The organism is Streptomyces sp. B15 (genome assembly GCF_018070605.1).
Classification (GTDB): domain Bacteria; phylum Actinomycetota; class Actinomycetes; order Streptomycetales; family Streptomycetaceae; genus Streptomyces; species Streptomyces smyrnaeus.
Genome location: NZ_JAGPXJ010000021.1, coordinates 20,494 through 35,391, shown reverse-complemented (window position 1 = coordinate 35,391; position 14,898 = coordinate 20,494). Strand labels below are relative to the sequence as shown.

The 14,898-nt window shown below is 72.3% G+C and carries 14 protein-coding genes; 7 read left to right on the top strand and 7 right to left on the bottom strand.

Annotated elements, in window-relative coordinates; all coding sequences use genetic code 11:
* The first annotated feature begins 191 nt into the window (after positions 1-191).
* Positions 192-1,385, top strand: a complete 1,194-nt coding sequence (locus KBY19_RS12630; protein WP_099880269.1) for an RtcB family protein — start codon at positions 192-194, stop codon at positions 1,383-1,385.
* A gap of 45 nt (positions 1,386-1,430) precedes the next feature.
* On the opposite strand, the gene KBY19_RS12625 is transcribed toward KBY19_RS12630, so the two are convergent.
* The 3 genes from KBY19_RS12625 to KBY19_RS12615 are packed head-to-tail and all read right to left on the bottom strand — an operon-like array spanning position 1,431 to position 3,687.
* The gene (locus KBY19_RS12625) at positions 1,431-1,985 is read right to left on the bottom strand and encodes a TetR/AcrR family transcriptional regulator (protein WP_099886457.1); all 555 of its coding nucleotides are present in this window, start codon (positions 1,983-1,985) and stop codon (positions 1,431-1,433) included.
* Between the two features lie 21 nt (positions 1,986-2,006).
* On the bottom strand, positions 2,007-3,464 hold the full coding sequence (locus tag KBY19_RS12620) for an amidase (protein WP_210965776.1): 1,458 nt from the start codon (positions 3,462-3,464) through the stop codon (positions 2,007-2,009).
* Complete coding sequence (locus tag KBY19_RS12615; protein ID WP_099880274.1) at positions 3,451-3,687, bottom strand: hypothetical protein; 237 nt, start codon at positions 3,685-3,687, stop codon at positions 3,451-3,453. The genes KBY19_RS12620 and KBY19_RS12615 overlap by 14 nt, the downstream gene beginning before the upstream one ends.
* A 104-nt stretch (positions 3,688-3,791) precedes the next feature.
* Here KBY19_RS12615 and KBY19_RS12610 point away from each other — a divergent pair, with 104 nt between their 5' ends.
* The gene (locus tag KBY19_RS12610; RefSeq protein WP_185016731.1) at positions 3,792-4,700 is read left to right on the top strand and encodes an MBL fold metallo-hydrolase; all 909 of its coding nucleotides are present in this window, start codon (positions 3,792-3,794) and stop codon (positions 4,698-4,700) included.
* A 7-nt stretch (positions 4,701-4,707) separates the two neighbouring features.
* Here KBY19_RS12610 and KBY19_RS12605 read toward each other — a convergent pair whose 3' ends face one another.
* The gene (locus tag KBY19_RS12605) at positions 4,708-5,070 is read right to left on the bottom strand and encodes a MerR family transcriptional regulator (RefSeq protein ID WP_185016732.1); all 363 of its coding nucleotides are present in this window, start codon (positions 5,068-5,070) and stop codon (positions 4,708-4,710) included.
* Between the two features lie 86 nt (positions 5,071-5,156).
* Positions 5,157-5,993 carry an SDR family NAD(P)-dependent oxidoreductase gene (locus tag KBY19_RS12600; RefSeq protein ID WP_210965775.1) on the bottom strand — a complete coding sequence of 279 codons (837 nt, stop codon included), beginning with the start codon at positions 5,991-5,993 and terminating at the stop codon, positions 5,157-5,159.
* A 271-nt stretch (positions 5,994-6,264) separates the two neighbouring features.
* Here KBY19_RS12600 and KBY19_RS12595 point away from each other — a divergent pair, with 271 nt between their 5' ends.
* Positions 6,265-7,779, top strand: coding sequence for a sugar transferase (locus KBY19_RS12595; protein WP_210955418.1), 1,515 nt, complete (start codon positions 6,265-6,267; stop codon positions 7,777-7,779).
* Positions 7,780-7,880: 101 nt separating this feature from the next.
* Here KBY19_RS12595 and KBY19_RS12590 read toward each other — a convergent pair whose 3' ends face one another.
* The gene (locus KBY19_RS12590; RefSeq protein WP_185016735.1) at positions 7,881-8,891 is read right to left on the bottom strand and encodes a GDP-L-fucose synthase; all 1,011 of its coding nucleotides are present in this window, start codon (positions 8,889-8,891) and stop codon (positions 7,881-7,883) included.
* Positions 8,892-9,019: 128 nt separating this feature from the next.
* Between KBY19_RS12590 and gmd the strand changes: the two genes are divergently transcribed.
* The 4 genes from gmd (at position 9,020) to KBY19_RS12570 (ending at position 13,692) form a co-directional block, all read left to right on the top strand.
* On the top strand, positions 9,020-10,036 hold the full coding sequence (gmd, locus tag KBY19_RS12585) for a GDP-mannose 4,6-dehydratase (RefSeq protein WP_099880288.1): 1,017 nt from the start codon (positions 9,020-9,022) through the stop codon (positions 10,034-10,036).
* Positions 10,037-10,186: 150 nt separating this feature from the next.
* The gene (locus tag KBY19_RS12580; RefSeq protein ID WP_210965774.1) at positions 10,187-12,271 is read left to right on the top strand and encodes a DNRLRE domain-containing protein; all 2,085 of its coding nucleotides are present in this window, start codon (positions 10,187-10,189) and stop codon (positions 12,269-12,271) included.
* Positions 12,268-12,759, top strand: a complete 492-nt coding sequence (locus KBY19_RS12575; RefSeq protein WP_099880291.1) for a hypothetical protein — start codon at positions 12,268-12,270, stop codon at positions 12,757-12,759. Before KBY19_RS12580 ends, KBY19_RS12575 begins: the two co-directional genes overlap by 4 nt.
* Positions 12,760-12,843: 84 nt before the next feature.
* A complete protein-coding gene (locus KBY19_RS12570; protein ID WP_099880293.1) occupies positions 12,844-13,692 on the top strand; it encodes a glycosyltransferase family 2 protein in 849 nt (282 codons plus the stop codon).
* On the opposite strand, the gene KBY19_RS12565 is transcribed toward KBY19_RS12570, so the two are convergent.
* On the bottom strand, positions 13,649-14,845 hold the full coding sequence (locus KBY19_RS12565) for a glycosyltransferase (RefSeq protein WP_210955473.1): 1,197 nt from the start codon (positions 14,843-14,845) through the stop codon (positions 13,649-13,651). The two genes, KBY19_RS12570 and KBY19_RS12565, sit on opposite strands and share 44 nt — an antisense overlap.
* Positions 14,846-14,898 lie beyond the last annotated feature (53 nt).

The following is a 14,898-nucleotide window of genomic DNA, read 5'->3' as shown; positions in this document are numbered from 1 at the left end:
GTTCCGGGAAGAGGGCGGGAAGTTCGGCTTGGCCGCTTCCCGCTCCGGGCGGAAAATCCTTTGCCGTGGCGGGTGCGCAGCAGCGCACAATGAGGCGCAGGGAAGCCCGTCACGGGGGCGGGCTTCCACAGCGACGACGGCTGTGTTCGGCCGTGTGCTGCGCCTATTCGTCATGGGGGAGTTGGACTGTCATGTCGCACGTGGAGATGCCCGGTGCGCGGGTGCCGATCCGGATGTGGACGGATCCGGGCAGCGTTGAGGACGTGGCGCTGCGGCAGCTCCAGAACGTCGCGACGCTCCCGTGGATCAAGGGCCTGGCGGTGATGCCGGATGTTCACTACGGGAAGGGCGCGACCGTCGGTTCGGTCATCGCGATGCACGGCGCCGTCTGCCCCGCGGCCGTGGGCGTGGACATCGGATGCGGGATGTCGGCGGTGCGCACGTCGCTGACGGCCGACGATCTGCCCGGTGACCTCTCGCGGCTGCGCTCGAAGATCGAGCAGGCCATTCCGGTCGGGCGCGGTATGCACGACGAGCCGGTGGAGCCCGGCGATGTGCACGGGCTGCCGACCGCCGGCTGGGACGACTTCTGGGCGCGCTTCGACGGTGTGGCCGAGTCCGTGCGGTTCCGTCACGAGCGGGCCACCAAGCAGCTGGGGACGCTGGGCGGCGGCAACCACTTCATCGAGGTGTGCCTGGACACCACCGGCCAGGTGTGGCTGATGCTGCACTCCGGTTCGCGGAACATCGGCAAGGAGCTCGCCGACTTCCACATCGGCGAGGCTCAGAAGCTGCCGCACAACCAGGGGCTGGTCGACCGCGATCTGGCGGTCTTCGTCAAGGACACCCCGCAGATGGCGGCCTACCGGCACGACCTGTTCTGGGCCCAGGAGTACGCCAAGTACAACCGGGCTCTGATGATGGGGCTGCTCAAGGACGTGGTCCGCAGGGAGTTCAAGAAGGCGAAGCCCGTCTTCGAGGAGACCATCTCCTGCCACCACAACTACGTGGCCGAGGAGCGGTACGACGGTTTGGACCTGCTGGTGACCCGCAAGGGCGCGATCCGGGCGGGCAGCGGCGAGTTCGGCATCATCCCGGGCTCGATGGGCACCGGCTCGTACATCGTCAAGGGCCTGGGCAACGCGGACTCGTTCAACTCCGCCTCGCACGGCGCGGGCCGGCGCATGAGCCGGAACGCGGCCAAGCGGCGCTTCACCGAGCGGGACCTCGCGGAGCAGACGCGCGGGGTGGAGTGCCGCAAGGACGCGGGGGTCGTGGACGAGATCCCCGGGGCCTACAAGCCGATCGAGCGCGTCATCGACCAGCAGCGCGATCTGGTCGAGGTCGTCGCGAAGCTGCGGCAGATCGTGTGTGTGAAGGGCTGATCCTCGCGGGACGTGCGGGGCCGACCGGGGCGGCGACGAGGTGACTCATCGCCGCCCCCGCTCCAGGCAGTCGGCCACCAGCCGGCGTGCGTAGGCGGCGTCGAGCGCGCCGGGGCGGAAGAGGATGCGGTACATCATCGGGGCCACGACGTGGTCGATGACCGTCTCGACGTCGGGCAGCTGCTGCTCCCCCCGGGCGGTCGCGCGCCGGAGGATGACGCCGATCTGCTCGGCGGCGTAGGCGGAGCACTGGCCGGCGTTGTCTCCGTCCGGATCGCCGAGCAGGGCGTCGCGGGTGTAGGCGCGGCCCGGGGGCGACGCCATCTCGTCCAGGAACTGCTCGGCCCAGGCGGTCAGGTCGGCCGCCAGCTCGCCGTGGTCCTCGGGGTCGGTCTCGGGCCGCAGATGCTCGACGGCGACGTCCGAGAGCAGCTCCCGCAGGTCGCCCCAGCGGCGGTAGACCGTGGACGGGGTGACTCCGGCGCGGGCCGCGATCAACGGAACGGTCAGCGCGTCCCGTCCGACCTCGGCCTCGAGTTCGTGCACGGCCGTGTGCACCGCCTCCTGTACCCGGGCACTGCGCCCGCCGGGGCGCGCCATCGCTTTGGCCATGGCGCCATGCTAAAGCAAAGTCATTGCGTCAACGGCCGAGGCCGGACCGCCCAGTGCGGTGCCGTCCAGGGCGGTGCCGCCCACCGGGGCCAGGGTGCGGGGCGGCCCGGTCCGCTCGTAGGCGTGCCCCGCGCGCAGCAGCACCGCCTCGCTCTGCGGCCGTCCCATCAGCTGCATCCCGATCGGCATTCCCGCCCTGTCGTGGCCGACCGGCAGGGTCAGCGCGGGCAGCCCGGTGATGTTGGCCGGCGCCGAGAGGCGCACATAGGCGTCCGAGACGGTCTCGACGGTGCCGTCGGGCCAGGTGAGGGTGGGCTGGTCGGCCTTGGCCGCGGTCGTGGGCACGGTCGGCGCCGCGATGACATCGACCTCCTCCAGCGTGCTCAGCCAGCTGCGCCGCATGAGCGTGCGGGCGCGCTGGGCGCGCAGATAGTCCCCCGCCGGCATCAGTTCGCCGGCTTCGAGGAGGATGCGTACGTCCGCCGCGTAGCGCTCGGGTACGGAGCGCAGTGTCCGTTCGTGGTACGCGGTGGCCTCGGGGACCATCAGGCCCCACTGGACGGCCTGGACGTAGCGGGTCATCGGGATCTCGACGTCGACGAGGTGTGCGCCGAGCTCGGCCAGCCGGTCCACGGCCCTCCGGACCGCGGCCTCCACCTCGGGGTCGACGTGGTCGAAGTAGTAGTTGACCGGCACGCCGACGCGCAGCCCGGTGAGGTCCGTCTCTGCGTCCGGCTGCCGGTCGGCGGACGGTGGGGGCGCGGACGCGGAATCGCGCGGTGCGTCACCGGCCAGGGCTGCCAGGACGGCCGCCGCGTCCTCGACGGTGCGGGTGAGCGGGCCGACGTGGTCGAGTGACCAGGACAGCGAGGTCACGCCGTGCCGGGGGACGAGGCCGTAGGTCGGCTTGAGGCCGACGATGCCGTTCAGCGCGGCGGGCACCCGGATCGATCCGCCGGTGTCGGTGCCCAGCGCGAAGGTGGCCGCACCGGCCGCCACGGCGACGGCCGAGCCGCCGCTCGACCCTCCGGCCACCCGCTCCTGGTCCCAGGCGTTCCTGGTCTGCGGAGTGGTGAGGCCGTAGGCGAACTCGTGCGTGTGGGTCTTGCCCACCAGGGCGGCGCCGGCCGCGGTCAGGCGCGCGGCGGCCGTGCTGTCGGCGTCGGCCCGGTGTCCTTCCCGTACCCGGGAGCTGCCGGTGGTCGCCACTCCGGCCACGTCGATCATGTCCTTCAGCCCCATGGGGATGGCCGGCAGCGGCCCGGCGGCGCGGCCCGCGGACAGCTCCTGCTCGGCCCGGCGCGCCGAGCTGCGTGCCCGGTCGGCCGTCACCGTCACATAGGCCCGCAGGTGCGGTTCGGTGCGCTCGATCCGTTCCAGCACCGAGTCCACCAGTTCGACGGGGGACAGCTGCCGGGTCCGGATCCGGTCCGCGGCGACGGTCAGGGACAGTTCATACGGCTGCATTGTTCTCCCCCGTCCCGGCGGGCTGCCGGTCGCCCTCTTCCGCCGCGCGGTAGTCGGCCGCGGGGGGAGTGTCGCCGAAGTCGAGCTCGCGCAGGACGGAGACGACGGAGTGGATGTGGTCGGCGGTGGCGGCGACCTCCGCGTGGCGGTCGGCGGGCAGTGGCAGCCCGGTGCGGGCGGCCCAGCGGGCCGCTTCGGGCGGTGTGAGTTCGGCAGCAGACATGGGTGCTCTCCCCTGACTCGACAGCAAAAGCTAACCTTTTGCATTAGCTGCACGGTAGAAGCTACGGTGGCTTAATGCAAACCGTTAGCTTTAATTCCGAGAGCATGGGGCTCGCGGCCCCCTCCTGGACCGTGGGAGACCTCAGGATCCACCGGGTGGACGAGGTGCCGCTGCCGCCCCCGACCGGGCGCTGGCTGCTGCCCGACGCCACCGCCCAGGTCGTCGCCCGGCACGACTGGCTGCGGCCCGACTTCGCCGACCCGTCGGGTGTACTGCGGCTGGCCAGCCACAGCTTCGCCTTCTCGATCGGCGGGCTGCGGGTCCTCGTCGACACCGGCATCGGCAACGGCAAGACCCGGGCGAACCCCGCCTGGCACGATCTGCGCACCGACTACCTCCAGCGCCTCACCGACGCCGGATTCCCCCCGGACTCGATCGACCTGGTGATCCTGACCCATCTGCACACCGACCACGTCGGCTGGAACACCCGCAAGGCGGCCGGCGCCTGGGTGCCCACCTTCCCGAACGCGCGCTATCTCACCTCGCGCACCGAGCGGGAGTTCTGGGCGGGATACGCCATGGACGAGGCGCGGGCGCAGATGTTCCGCGACTCCGTGCAGCCGGTCGAGGACGCCGGTCTGCTCGACCTCGTCCACCTCCCGGACGAGGGCCATGAGGTCGTCCCGGGCCTGCGCCTGCTCCCCACCCCCGGACACACCCCCGGCCATCTCGCGGTCCAACTCACCGACCAGGGCGCCACAGCCCTGATCACCGGCGACTGCATCCACCACCCGGTCCAGCTTCCGGAGCCGGACATCGGCAGCTGCGTGGACATCGACCCGGTGCGGTCCGAGACCACTCGGCGCTCGCTGCTCGCCTCGCTCGCCGGCACCGGCACCCTCGTCCTGGGCACGCACTTCCCGCCGCCCACCGCGGGCCACGTCGACGGAACCCCCGCCGGCGGCTACCGGCTGACGCCCGTCCCCGGAAGCGGGCCGACCGCAAGGGGCTGACCCGGATTCAGACCGCCACCCCCGCCGTCGCCCCGCGCAGGGCCTCGCGGAGGCGGTCGCGGGCCGCGATCTGGGCGGCGATCCGCGCCTCCAGGACGGCGAGCCGCTGCTCGGCGACGCGCAGGCCCTCCGGGGAGGGCGGGGCGGCGGCCAGGTCACCGTCCAGGCAAGGGGCGAAGAAGCCGACATCCTCCAAGGTCAGCCCGGCGTCGAGGAGGTAGCGGATGTTGCGGACGCGGACCTCGGCCGCGGCGTCGTAGACGCGGTAGCCGTTGGGTGCGCGCTCGGAGATGAGCAGCCCGGCCTGCTCGTAGTGACGCAGCGCCCGCGCCGTCGTCCCCGTACGCCGTGCCAGCTCCCCGATCCGCATACCGCCACCACCTCTCGCGGGAAGTGGTATCACGGCTCCCCGAGGGAGCGGTGCCCCGGCCGGCCGCACGGCAGGTACGACCCGGGTCACGCCAGCACCGCGCCGCCGTCCACCGGCAGCACCACGCCGGTGACGAACGACGCCTCGGGCGCGGCCAGTCCCACCACGGCCCAGGCCACTTCCTCCGGCCGGCCGACGCGGCCCAGCGGGGTGTGGGCGATCTGCCACTCACGGATCGCCTCGCGCTGCTCGGGGCCGAGGCCGCGGTGCTCGCCGATCGGGGTGTCGATGGCGCCCGGCGCCACCGCGGCCACCCGGACGCCGTGCGGCGCCAGCTCCACCGCCCAGCTGCGGGTGAGCAGTTCGAGCGCCGTCTTGCTCGCGGCGTACAGCGAGTTGCCCGGCCAGGCGCGCTGTCCGATGGAGGTACTGACGTTGACGACCACGCCGCCCGCCGGGGCCGCCTTCAGCGCGGCGAGCGCGGCCTGGGTCAGCAGTACCGGCGCGGTGAGGTTGGTGGTCAGCTGCGCCTCGATGCTCGCGCGGGTGTAGTCGCCCAGGCTGTCGCCGCCGACGACCCCCGCGTTGTTGACGAGGACGTCGAGCCGTCCGGTCGACTCCAGCGCGGCAACCACGATGCGCTCGGGTGCGTCCTCATCGGTGACATCGGCGGCGAACGGGGTGATGGCGCCGGGGCCGGGCTCGGCGGCGGTCTCCTGAAGCGGTGCCGTACGGCGGCCTACGGCGAGGACGTGTGCTCCCTGCGCGGCGAAGGCACGCGCCGTGGCACGGCCGATACCGGTTCCGGCACCGGTGACGACGACGGTACGGGGCTGCGGCGAGGCGGTGCTCTCGGCGGTCTCGGCGGTCCTGGCGTTCACAGCGGTCTCGGTGCTCACAGCGGTCTCGGCGGTCTCGTTCATGGCCGCATCCTCGAACCCTGCCGCCTGCGTCAAGGTCAAGCCCGCGGTCGAGGAGCACCGTCCTCGGGTGGGGATTCTGTGCGGGGAATCGCCCGGAATCTACGCGCACTGCCTGACAACCCCCACCACACTCTCCGCACTTCTCATGGGGAAGTGAACACACGGACACACAGAGTGCTCATATGTCCTAAGGTCTGGGAGGTCGGCGCATCCCGACAAATGGGGGCGGGGTTCGGTGCGCTGCGGAGGTTCCGCGTACCTGGGGGGGTTCATGCGGCGCGACTTCGCTTTCGTGTCCGAGACGGGGAGACCGGCCGAGCCGGTGGCGGGGAGAAAGAGGAGCGGCCAGGAGCCGGGGCGGCCCGGTGCGCACCGCAGCCAGGACAAGTCCGGCTGGTACCGGCCCGTTTCGCTGACCGTCGACGCGCTCGGCATCGCCCTTCCGGTGGCGTCGGTCTTCCACCAGGCCGGACAGCCGCACACCGCCGCGGCCACCGCGACGGCCACGCTCACCTGGTTGGCCGTGCTGGCCGCGCACCGGCGCTACGGACGGCGCTGGCTCGGCGAGACCCGCGGGGTGCTGACCACCCTGCGGGACTGGCTGACGCTGCTCGGGCTGCTCGCCGTCCTCCGCGTACTGACGGGCGAGAACTCGCCCCCCGCCGTCGCGCTGCTCGCGCTCTTGCCCGCACCGCTGCTCACCACGGTCTGCCGGTCGCTGACGCATCGCCATCTGACCAACCAGCGCCGCGAAGCGCACGCCGTGCAGCGGGCGCTGGTCGTGGGCGAGGGCAGCGCCGTGGACCGGGTGGTGGAGCAACTGGCCAGCCGTACGGACCATCCGTACGTCGTCATCGGTGCCGTACCGGTCGGACCGACGCCCAACCGCAGCGGCGTCCCCGAGACCGGGGGGCTGGAGGCCGACCCGGAGGGGCCGGACGGCGGCGGCACGGACGGGGCGGCCGTGGTCTCGGCGGCGCGGCTGCACGGCACCGACACCGTACTGGTGGCTCCCGGCTCGCGGTTGAGCGGTGCGCGGCTGCGCGCGCTGACCTGGGCGGTGCAGGACGCGGGGCTGCCGCTGGTGATCGCCTCCGGGCTGGCAGACGTGGCGCTGCGCCGGGTGCGCCCGTCCACGGCCGCCGGGCTGCATCTGCTGCATGTGGACCCGCCGGTGCGGCGCGGCCCGCAGGTCGTCCTCAAGGCGGCGCTCGACCGGACCGGCGCCGCACTGGGACTGGTGCTGCTCGCCCCGCTGTTCGGGATCGTCGCAGCGGCGATACGGCTCGACTCGGTGGGACCGGCGCTCTACCGGCAGACCCGGATCGGCCACCGCGGTGTGCCCTTCACCATGTGGAAGTTCCGCTCCATGGCGATGGACGCGGAGCGGTTGCGGCCCCAGCTCGCCGCCGCGAACGAGGTGGACGGCCCGCTGTTCAAGATGCGGGCCGACCCCCGGGTCACCCGGGTGGGGCGGGTACTGCGCCGCACCTCCCTCGACGAGCTGCCGCAGCTGTGGAACGTGCTGCGCGGCGAGATGTCGCTGGTCGGTCCGCGGCCCCCGCTGCCGGAAGAGGTGGCCGCCTACGGGTCGACGGCGCTACGACGGCTGCTGGTCAAGCCGGGACTGACCGGACCGTGGCAGGTCAGCGGACGCTCGGACCTGTCCTGGGACGAGAGCCTGGCGCTGGATCTGCGGTACGCGGACAACTGGTCGCTGACCGGGGACCTGGATCTGCTGGCCCGCACGGTGCGGGCCGTGGTCGACGGACGGGGGGCGTACTGATGCCGCGCCCCGTCAGGGACGCGGGGAACCGCGCGAGCAACCCATGGGAGTACCCCCTGCTCGAAGAGCCTGGGGGAGCACCCGCAGCCGGCAGACACGGCCTACGCCACCCCCTCGGCACGCCGCCACCACTCGTACGTCGCACGTATCCCTTCGCGGAGCGGAATCTCCGGGCGGAAGCCCAGCTTGGACAGCCGCGAGACGTCCAGCAGCTTGCGCGGGGTGCCGTCCGGGCGGCTGGTGTCCCACACGATGTCACCGTCGAAGCCGACAACGTCGCGCACCGTCTCGGCGAGCGCGGCGATCGGCAGGTCCTCGCCGCAGCCCACGTTGACCGGCGTCGCCTCGTCGTAGCGGCGCAGCAGCAGCAGGCAGGCCCGCGCCAGATCGTCGACGTGCAGGAACTCGCGGCGCGGTGTACCGCTGCCCCACAGCACCACCCGCGGGGCCCGGTCCCGCCGTGCTTCGTGGAAGCGGCGGACGAGCGCGGGCAGGACGTGCGAGGTCTCCAGGTCGAAGTTGTCGCCGGGGCCGTAGAGATTGGTGGGCATGGCCGAGATGTAGGAGGCGCCGTACTGCTCGCGGTAGGCGCGGATCTGGGTGATGCCCGCGATCTTCGCCAGCGCGTAGGGCTCGTTCGTCGGCTCCAGGGCGCCGGTGAGCAGGGCCTCTTCGGTGATCGGCTGCGGGGCGTGCTTGGGATAGATGCAGGACGAGCCCAGGAACAGCAGCCGCGGTACGCCCGCCGCGTGCGCGCCCGCCACGACGCTGAGCTGGATGCGGAGATTGTCCTCCAGGAACGGCACGGGCTGCGTCTTGTTGGCCATGATGCCGCCGACCTTGGCCGCCGCCAGCACCACCGCGTCCGGCCGCAGCTCGCCCAGCCGGCGCCGGGTGCGGTCCGCGTCGCGCAGGTCGAGCGCCGTGCGGTCGCAGGTCAGCACCTCGTACCCCTCCGCAGCCAGTCGGCGGGCCACGGCCGAGCCGACCAGCCCGCGGTGGCCCGCGACGAACACCCGTGCTCCGGGCGGCAGATGAGAGCCGCCGTGCGGGGACTCGGCTGCGGCGGCGTCGTCCGGGGCGGGCTCGGCGGAGTGCGGTCTCGGCGTCATGCTGCCGGATTCTGCCAGCAGCCGCCCCCGTTCGGCGAGATAGCCGACAAAGAGAACGTAACGAACAGTCCGCGCGGTTCCGTCGCGGCCCACCCCTCCACCCTCGATCTGACTCAGGACGGCGGCACATGCCCAAGAGCGCACTGATCACCGGCATCACGGGCCAGGACGGGTCGTATCTGACCGAACTCCTGCTCGGCAAGGGCTACACGGTGCACGGCCTGGTCCGCCGCTCCTCGTCCTTCAACACCGGCCGTCTCGACCACCTGTACCAGGACCCGCACGACGAGGGCCGCTGTCTGGTCCTGCACCACGCCGACCTCGCCGACGGCGTCGCCCTGGTCAACCTGCTCCGCGATCTGCGCCCCGACGAGGTCTACAACCTCGGCGCCCAGTCCCATGTGCGGGTCTCCTTCGACTCCCCCCTCTACACGGGCGACGTCACCGGCATGGGCACGGTGCGGCTGCTGGAGGCGATCCGGGCCAGCGGGATCGACACCCGCATCTACCAGGCGTCGTCCTCGGAGATGTTCGGCGCGGCCCCGCCGCCGCAGCACGAGGCGACACCGTTCCACCCGCGCAGCCCCTACGGCTGCGCCAAGGTGTTCAGCTACTGGTCCACCGTCAACTACCGCGAGGCCTACGGCCTGTTCGCGGTGAACGGCATCCTGTTCAACCACGAGTCGCCACGGCGCGGCGAGACCTTCGTGACCCGCAAGATCACCCGCGCCGTCGCCCGGATCCGGGCCGGACTGCAACGACATCTGTACCTGGGCAACCTGGACGCGGTACGCGACTGGGGCTATGCGCCCGAGTACGTGGAGGCGATGTGGCTGATGCTGCAGGCCGACGAGCCCGACGACTACGTCGTCGCCACCGGGGTCCCCACGACGGTGCGGGAGTTCCTGCGGGAGGCCTTCCGGGCCGGCGGTCTGGACTGGCAGGACCATGTGCGGTTCGACCCCGTCTACCAGCGGCCCGCCGAGGTCGACGCACTGATCGGCGACGCGACCAAGGCGGAGGCCCGGCTGGGCTGGAAACCGCGGGTGATGTGGGGGGAGTTGGCCCGGATCATGGTGGAGGCCGACATCTCCGCGCTGGAAGCGGAGCTCTCGGGCGCGGCGGTCCGCATTGATCACGGCTGACGGCCCGCACCCGGCATGGACGGGCGCGCCCCCAGGGGCGCGGGGAACGGCGCGAGCAACCACAAACCAACCCGCAGCCCGCAACGGCCCGGCAGGGGCACCCCCGCACCGGAACAGGACAGACACAGCACCAAACCCTGGGGACAGCACATGAAACGCACCAATCGCCGTAAGGCGGCAACCGCGGTAGCGGCCTTGGCCCTGACCGCCACGGCCCTGGCCGGCCCGGCCCTCACCGACAGCGGGACCCGGCAGGCGCACGCCCTCACCGCTCCGGTGGCGATGACGGCGGACGACTTACCGACCTGGCAGACGAACGGCGTCGTATGGGCCATGGCCCAGTCCGACGGTGTCGTCTTCGCGGGCGGCACCTTCTCGGCCATCCGCCCACCGGGCGCCGAGCCGGGCACCGGCGAGCGGCAGGCGGTCAACTTCGCCGCGTTCGACGCCGCGACCGGCGCCCCCACCGACTGCCGGCTCAACTTCACGGTGGGCAGCGGTACCGCCACCGTGCGGGCGCTGACGGTCTCGCCGGACGGCGGGACGCTCTACGCGGGCGGCAACTTCGCCGCCGTGAACGGCACCCATGTCAGCAGGGTCGCCGCGATCGACATCGCGACGTGCCAGGTGAAGCCCGGCTTCAGCGTGTCGGTGTCCTCGACCGTGCACGCGCTCGCCGCCACCGACGACACGGTGTACCTGGGCGGCGACTTCACCTCGGTGGAAGGTCAGAGCCGCAGCAGGTTCGCGGCGCTGACCACCGGCGGCGAGCTGCGCTCCTGGAGGGCCGACGCGGATCTGACCGGACGCGCCGTGGAGGTCACCCCGGACAAGAAGAGCGTCGTACTCGGCGGTGACTTCGCCCGTGTGCGGGGCACGGACTCGCACGCGCTGGCCGTGGTCGACGCGGCCTCCGGCGCGCTCAAGCGCGCCTACGGCCGCACCTTCGTACCGCGCAACTCCGTGGTCAAGGGCCTCCATGTGGACGAGACCGGTATCTACACCGCCAACGAGGGCACCGGCGGCGGCGTGTTCGACGGGCGGATCGCGCTGGACCTGGACGACTTCGACCAGCGCTGGCGGGACACCTGCCTGGGCGCGACCCAGGATGTGACCGTCTACAAGGGCGTGCTCTACAGCAGCTCGCACGCGCACAACTGCTCCAGCATGGGCCAGTTCGGGGAGCTGTACGAGCGCCAGCACCTGCTGGCCGAGTCCGTCGACGACCCCACCCCGCTGCTGTCGTGGTTCCCCGACACCGACGACGGACCGGCGAACGTGGAGCAGGTGGGACCGCGGGTGATGGTGGTCTCCTCCCGCGGCGGCACCGACTACATGTGGGTGGGCGGCGCGTTCTCCCGGATCGCCTCCAACGGCAACAAACCCCAGCAGGGCCTGGTGCGCTTCGCCAACGGTCCCGACACCCGGGACCCGACCGTCCCCGACGGGGTGAGCGCGGCCAACGTCACCGCGGGCGTCCGGGTGACCTGGCCGGCCAGCACCGATTTGGACGACCGTACGCTCACCTACCGCGTCTACCGCAACGGCGGCTCCGAGCCGGTGGGCACCGTGCGGGCCAACTCCACGTTCTGGGACCGGCCCACCGTCAGCTTCACCGACACCACCGTCAAGCCCGGCACGGACTACACCTACCGGATCACCGCGAGCGACGCGGACGACACCAACACCAGCGCCCGCTCGGAAGGGGCCACGGTGCGTACGCCGGGGACACCGACGGAGACGACGGTGGAGCGGGAGGCGACCGCCGACGCGTATGTGAACGGTTCCTCGACCGGCTCCACCTACGGCACCCACCAGCAGCTGGCCGTGCGCGGCTCGTCGCCGTACGAGAGCTATCTGCGGTTCAACGTGCCCTCACCGCCCAGCGGCATGGTGCTGGACAGTGCCCGGCTCACCGTCACCACCAGCAACGACAGCTATGCGGCGACTCCGGACGCGATCAGCGTCCGGCCGGTCACCGGTTCGTGGTCGGAGTCCTCGGTGACCTACGCCGACCGGCCGTCCCTGGGCTCGGCGACGCTGGGCACGCTGAGCGGCGCGCCGGAGCGCAACACCGCCTACGACATCCCGCTCAGCAAGAGCGCGGTCGGTGACGCGGCGGGCAGCAGCTTCGACGTGGCGCTCACCAGCACCGGCAGCGACAGCCTGTGGCTGCTGGCGCGCGAGTCCGGGGGCACCGGCCCCAAGCTCACCCTGACCTTCAGGAAGCCGTGAGCGCCCACAAGGCCGCAGCAACCGCGGTGGCCGCCCTCGTGGCGGCCACCCTGGCGCTGACGGCCGGCTGCGGCGCGGAGGGGGACAAGCAGCACCGGACGCAGGAGAGCGGGAAGAGCGGGCAGCCCGGCGCGAGCGCTCCCCCGTCACCGGGCAAGGAGCCACCGCCGCCCAAGGACGGCCAGGAGCGGCGCCCCGAGGAGCGGGCCACCCCGAAGCTGCCCCGCGACCGACTCACCCCCGCCACCGGTTCGTTCACCAAGAAGGAGAAGAAGTACCTGGTCGGCCGGGTGCCCGAGGGCCTGGAGCCGGCCGCCGTGCTGGAGGCGGGCCGCACCGCCTGCGCGCGGCTGCGCACGACGGCCGAGGTGAGCCGCAAGGACGCGATCAGCGCCCTGCGGGCCGGCGAGATCGACAACGCCGGGCCGGCGATCACCCATCTGTGCCCGACGTTCAAGCCACTGCTCAAGGCGGCGGGCAAGAAGTGACACCGAAGACGTGACGCCTGAAGACATGACGCTGCGAAGGCGTGCGGCCCAGGACGTGACACCCGAAACCGGAAGAGGCCCCTCGTGGAGAAGCTGCCCGTCGTCGTCGCGATACCGACCAGGAACGAGGCGGAGAACATCGCCACGACCGTACGGTCGGTGATCGACCACTTCGCACACGTCGTCGTGGTCGACTCGGACAGCACGGACGACACCCGCGCACTCGCCGAGGCCGAGGGCGCCGAGGTGCTGCCCTACACCTGGGACGGCGGTTACCCGAAGAAGAAGCAGTGGTGCCTGGAGCATGTGCACCCCGAGATCGACTGGGTCTTCTTCCTCGACGGGGACGAGACGCCCAGCCCCCAACTGCTGGCCGAGATACGGCACCTCTTCGACCCGCCGCCCGGCCACACGCTGCGCCCCGCCGCCTTCGACATCCCGCTCGGCTACTGGTTCGCGGGGCGCAGGCTCCGGCACGGGTACACCATCGTCAAGCGGGTGCTGCTGGACCGCACCCGCTGCCGCTTCCCCGAACCCGACGACCTGGCCGCTCCCGGCATGGGCGAGCAGGAGGGCCACTACCAGCCGCTGGCCGACCCGGTGGTGCGGCTCCGCTCCCCCATCGAACACCAGGATCTGGACCCGGTACGCACCTGGTTCGAGCGGCACAACCGCTACTCGGACTGGGAGGCGTGGCTGGAGCGGCACCCGGCCGTACGGGAACAGATCCGGCAGGCCAAGACCCGGCAGGGCCGTCTCTTCCACCGGGCACCGCTCAAACCGCTGGTCTCCTTCGCCTACGCCTACGGCTGGCGGAGGGGCTTCCTCGACGGCCGCGCCGGGCTCGACTACGCGCTGGCGATGAGCTTCTACCGCTGGCAGATCGGACTCAAGGCGCGCGAGGCGGCGTCGGGCGAGAGGGGCCGGCACTGACCCGCCCGCACACCGCCCCGTATATGTCCCGCAGCGTGTCCACCACCGCGTCCAGCGTGAAGCTCTCCCTGGCCAGCCGCCAAGCCGCCCGGGAGGCGGCCGCGCCCGCCGCCGGGTCCAGCAGCTCCAGCACCGCGCGGCCGATCCGGGCCCCGTTACGCGGATCGTCCGGGGCGCTGTCCACCAGCCGCCCGGCCCCCGCGGCGGCCACGTCGGGTGCCAGTCCGCTGGTACGGGTGACGACGACGGGCAGCCCCACCGAGAGTGCCTCCAGCACGGAGACGGAGAAGGCGTCCTTGATGGACGGCAGCACATACACGTCGGCGGCGCGCAGCCGGGCGATGACGCCCGCGTGGTCGAGCGCGCCGATGTACTCCAGCGCGTGCCCGACGCCCAGCGAACGGGCCAGCGCCAGCATGTCGTCGGCCAGCGCGCCGGTGTCGGGTCCGGCCAGCACGAACCGCGCGTCGGGGTGCTTGTCCAGCACCGTCGGTATGGCCCCCACGAAGTCCTGCGGGCGCTTGCCCTCCTGCACCCGCGCGCAGTACAGAACGGTCGGCGGGCGGCCGGCACCTCCCGGGTTCCGCATGGGCTGCGGCGCGACACCGTTCACCAGCCGGTACGCCGGGCCCATCGGGTCCGGCGCCACCACCGCCTCGGTCAGCTCCCGCTCCTGCGGGGTGAGATGGAGCACGGCGTCGGCCTCCTTCAGCACCCGGCGCAGGCCCAGCACGTCCACGGCCTGCGCCACCCGCTTCCGGGTCGGGTCGATCATGCCGTGCGTCTGCAGCACCAGGGGACGTCCCATCCGCGCGGCCAGCATCGCGACGGGAAGGGTGATCAGATCGCGCATCAGATGGACGTGGACGACGTCCGCCGAACGCAGCATGCGGGGCGCCGCGGCGAGCAGCGCGGGCGAGGTGATGCCGCTGACCTCGAAGCGCGGCAGCACATGCCGGGCCTGGAAGAGCCGGGCCGGGACCCCGTCCACGCTGCGGGGCAGTCGCCCCGCCGGGAAGTTGTCGCCCAGGGCGACCAGGGCGGCCCGCTCGCCCCTGGCCCGCAGCCCCCGGCACAGATTGAGCGCGACCCTGGTGGGCCCGCCGAAGTCGTGGGTGGGCGTGTGCAGCGTGACGATGTGCAGCGCCTTCAATGGGGCCCCCTCGGTGGATACTCCGGGAGACATTAACCGTTTTATCGTCTCCT

Coding starts and splice junctions, on each gene's coding strand:
- KBY19_RS12630 (WP_099880269.1), top strand. CDS start 192: ATGTCGCACGTGGAGATGCCCGGTGCGCGGGTGCCGATCCGGATGTGG.
- KBY19_RS12625 (WP_099886457.1), bottom strand. CDS start 1,985: ATGGCGCGCCCCGGCGGGCGCAGTGCCCGGGTACAGGAGGCGGTGCAC.
- KBY19_RS12620 (WP_210965776.1), bottom strand. CDS start 3,464: ATGCAGCCGTATGAACTGTCCCTGACCGTCGCCGCGGACCGGATCCGG.
- KBY19_RS12615 (WP_099880274.1), bottom strand. CDS start 3,687: ATGTCTGCTGCCGAACTCACACCGCCCGAAGCGGCCCGCTGGGCCGCC.
- KBY19_RS12610 (WP_185016731.1), top strand. CDS start 3,792: ATGGGGCTCGCGGCCCCCTCCTGGACCGTGGGAGACCTCAGGATCCAC.
- KBY19_RS12605 (WP_185016732.1), bottom strand. CDS start 5,070: ATGCGGATCGGGGAGCTGGCACGGCGTACGGGGACGACGGCGCGGGCG.
- KBY19_RS12600 (WP_210965775.1), bottom strand. CDS start 5,993: ATGAACGAGACCGCCGAGACCGCTGTGAGCACCGAGACCGCTGTGAAC.
- KBY19_RS12595 (WP_210955418.1), top strand. CDS start 6,265: ATGCGGCGCGACTTCGCTTTCGTGTCCGAGACGGGGAGACCGGCCGAG.
- KBY19_RS12590 (WP_185016735.1), bottom strand. CDS start 8,891: ATGACGCCGAGACCGCACTCCGCCGAGCCCGCCCCGGACGACGCCGCC.
- gmd (WP_099880288.1), top strand. CDS start 9,020: ATGCCCAAGAGCGCACTGATCACCGGCATCACGGGCCAGGACGGGTCG.
- KBY19_RS12580 (WP_210965774.1), top strand. CDS start 10,187: ATGAAACGCACCAATCGCCGTAAGGCGGCAACCGCGGTAGCGGCCTTG.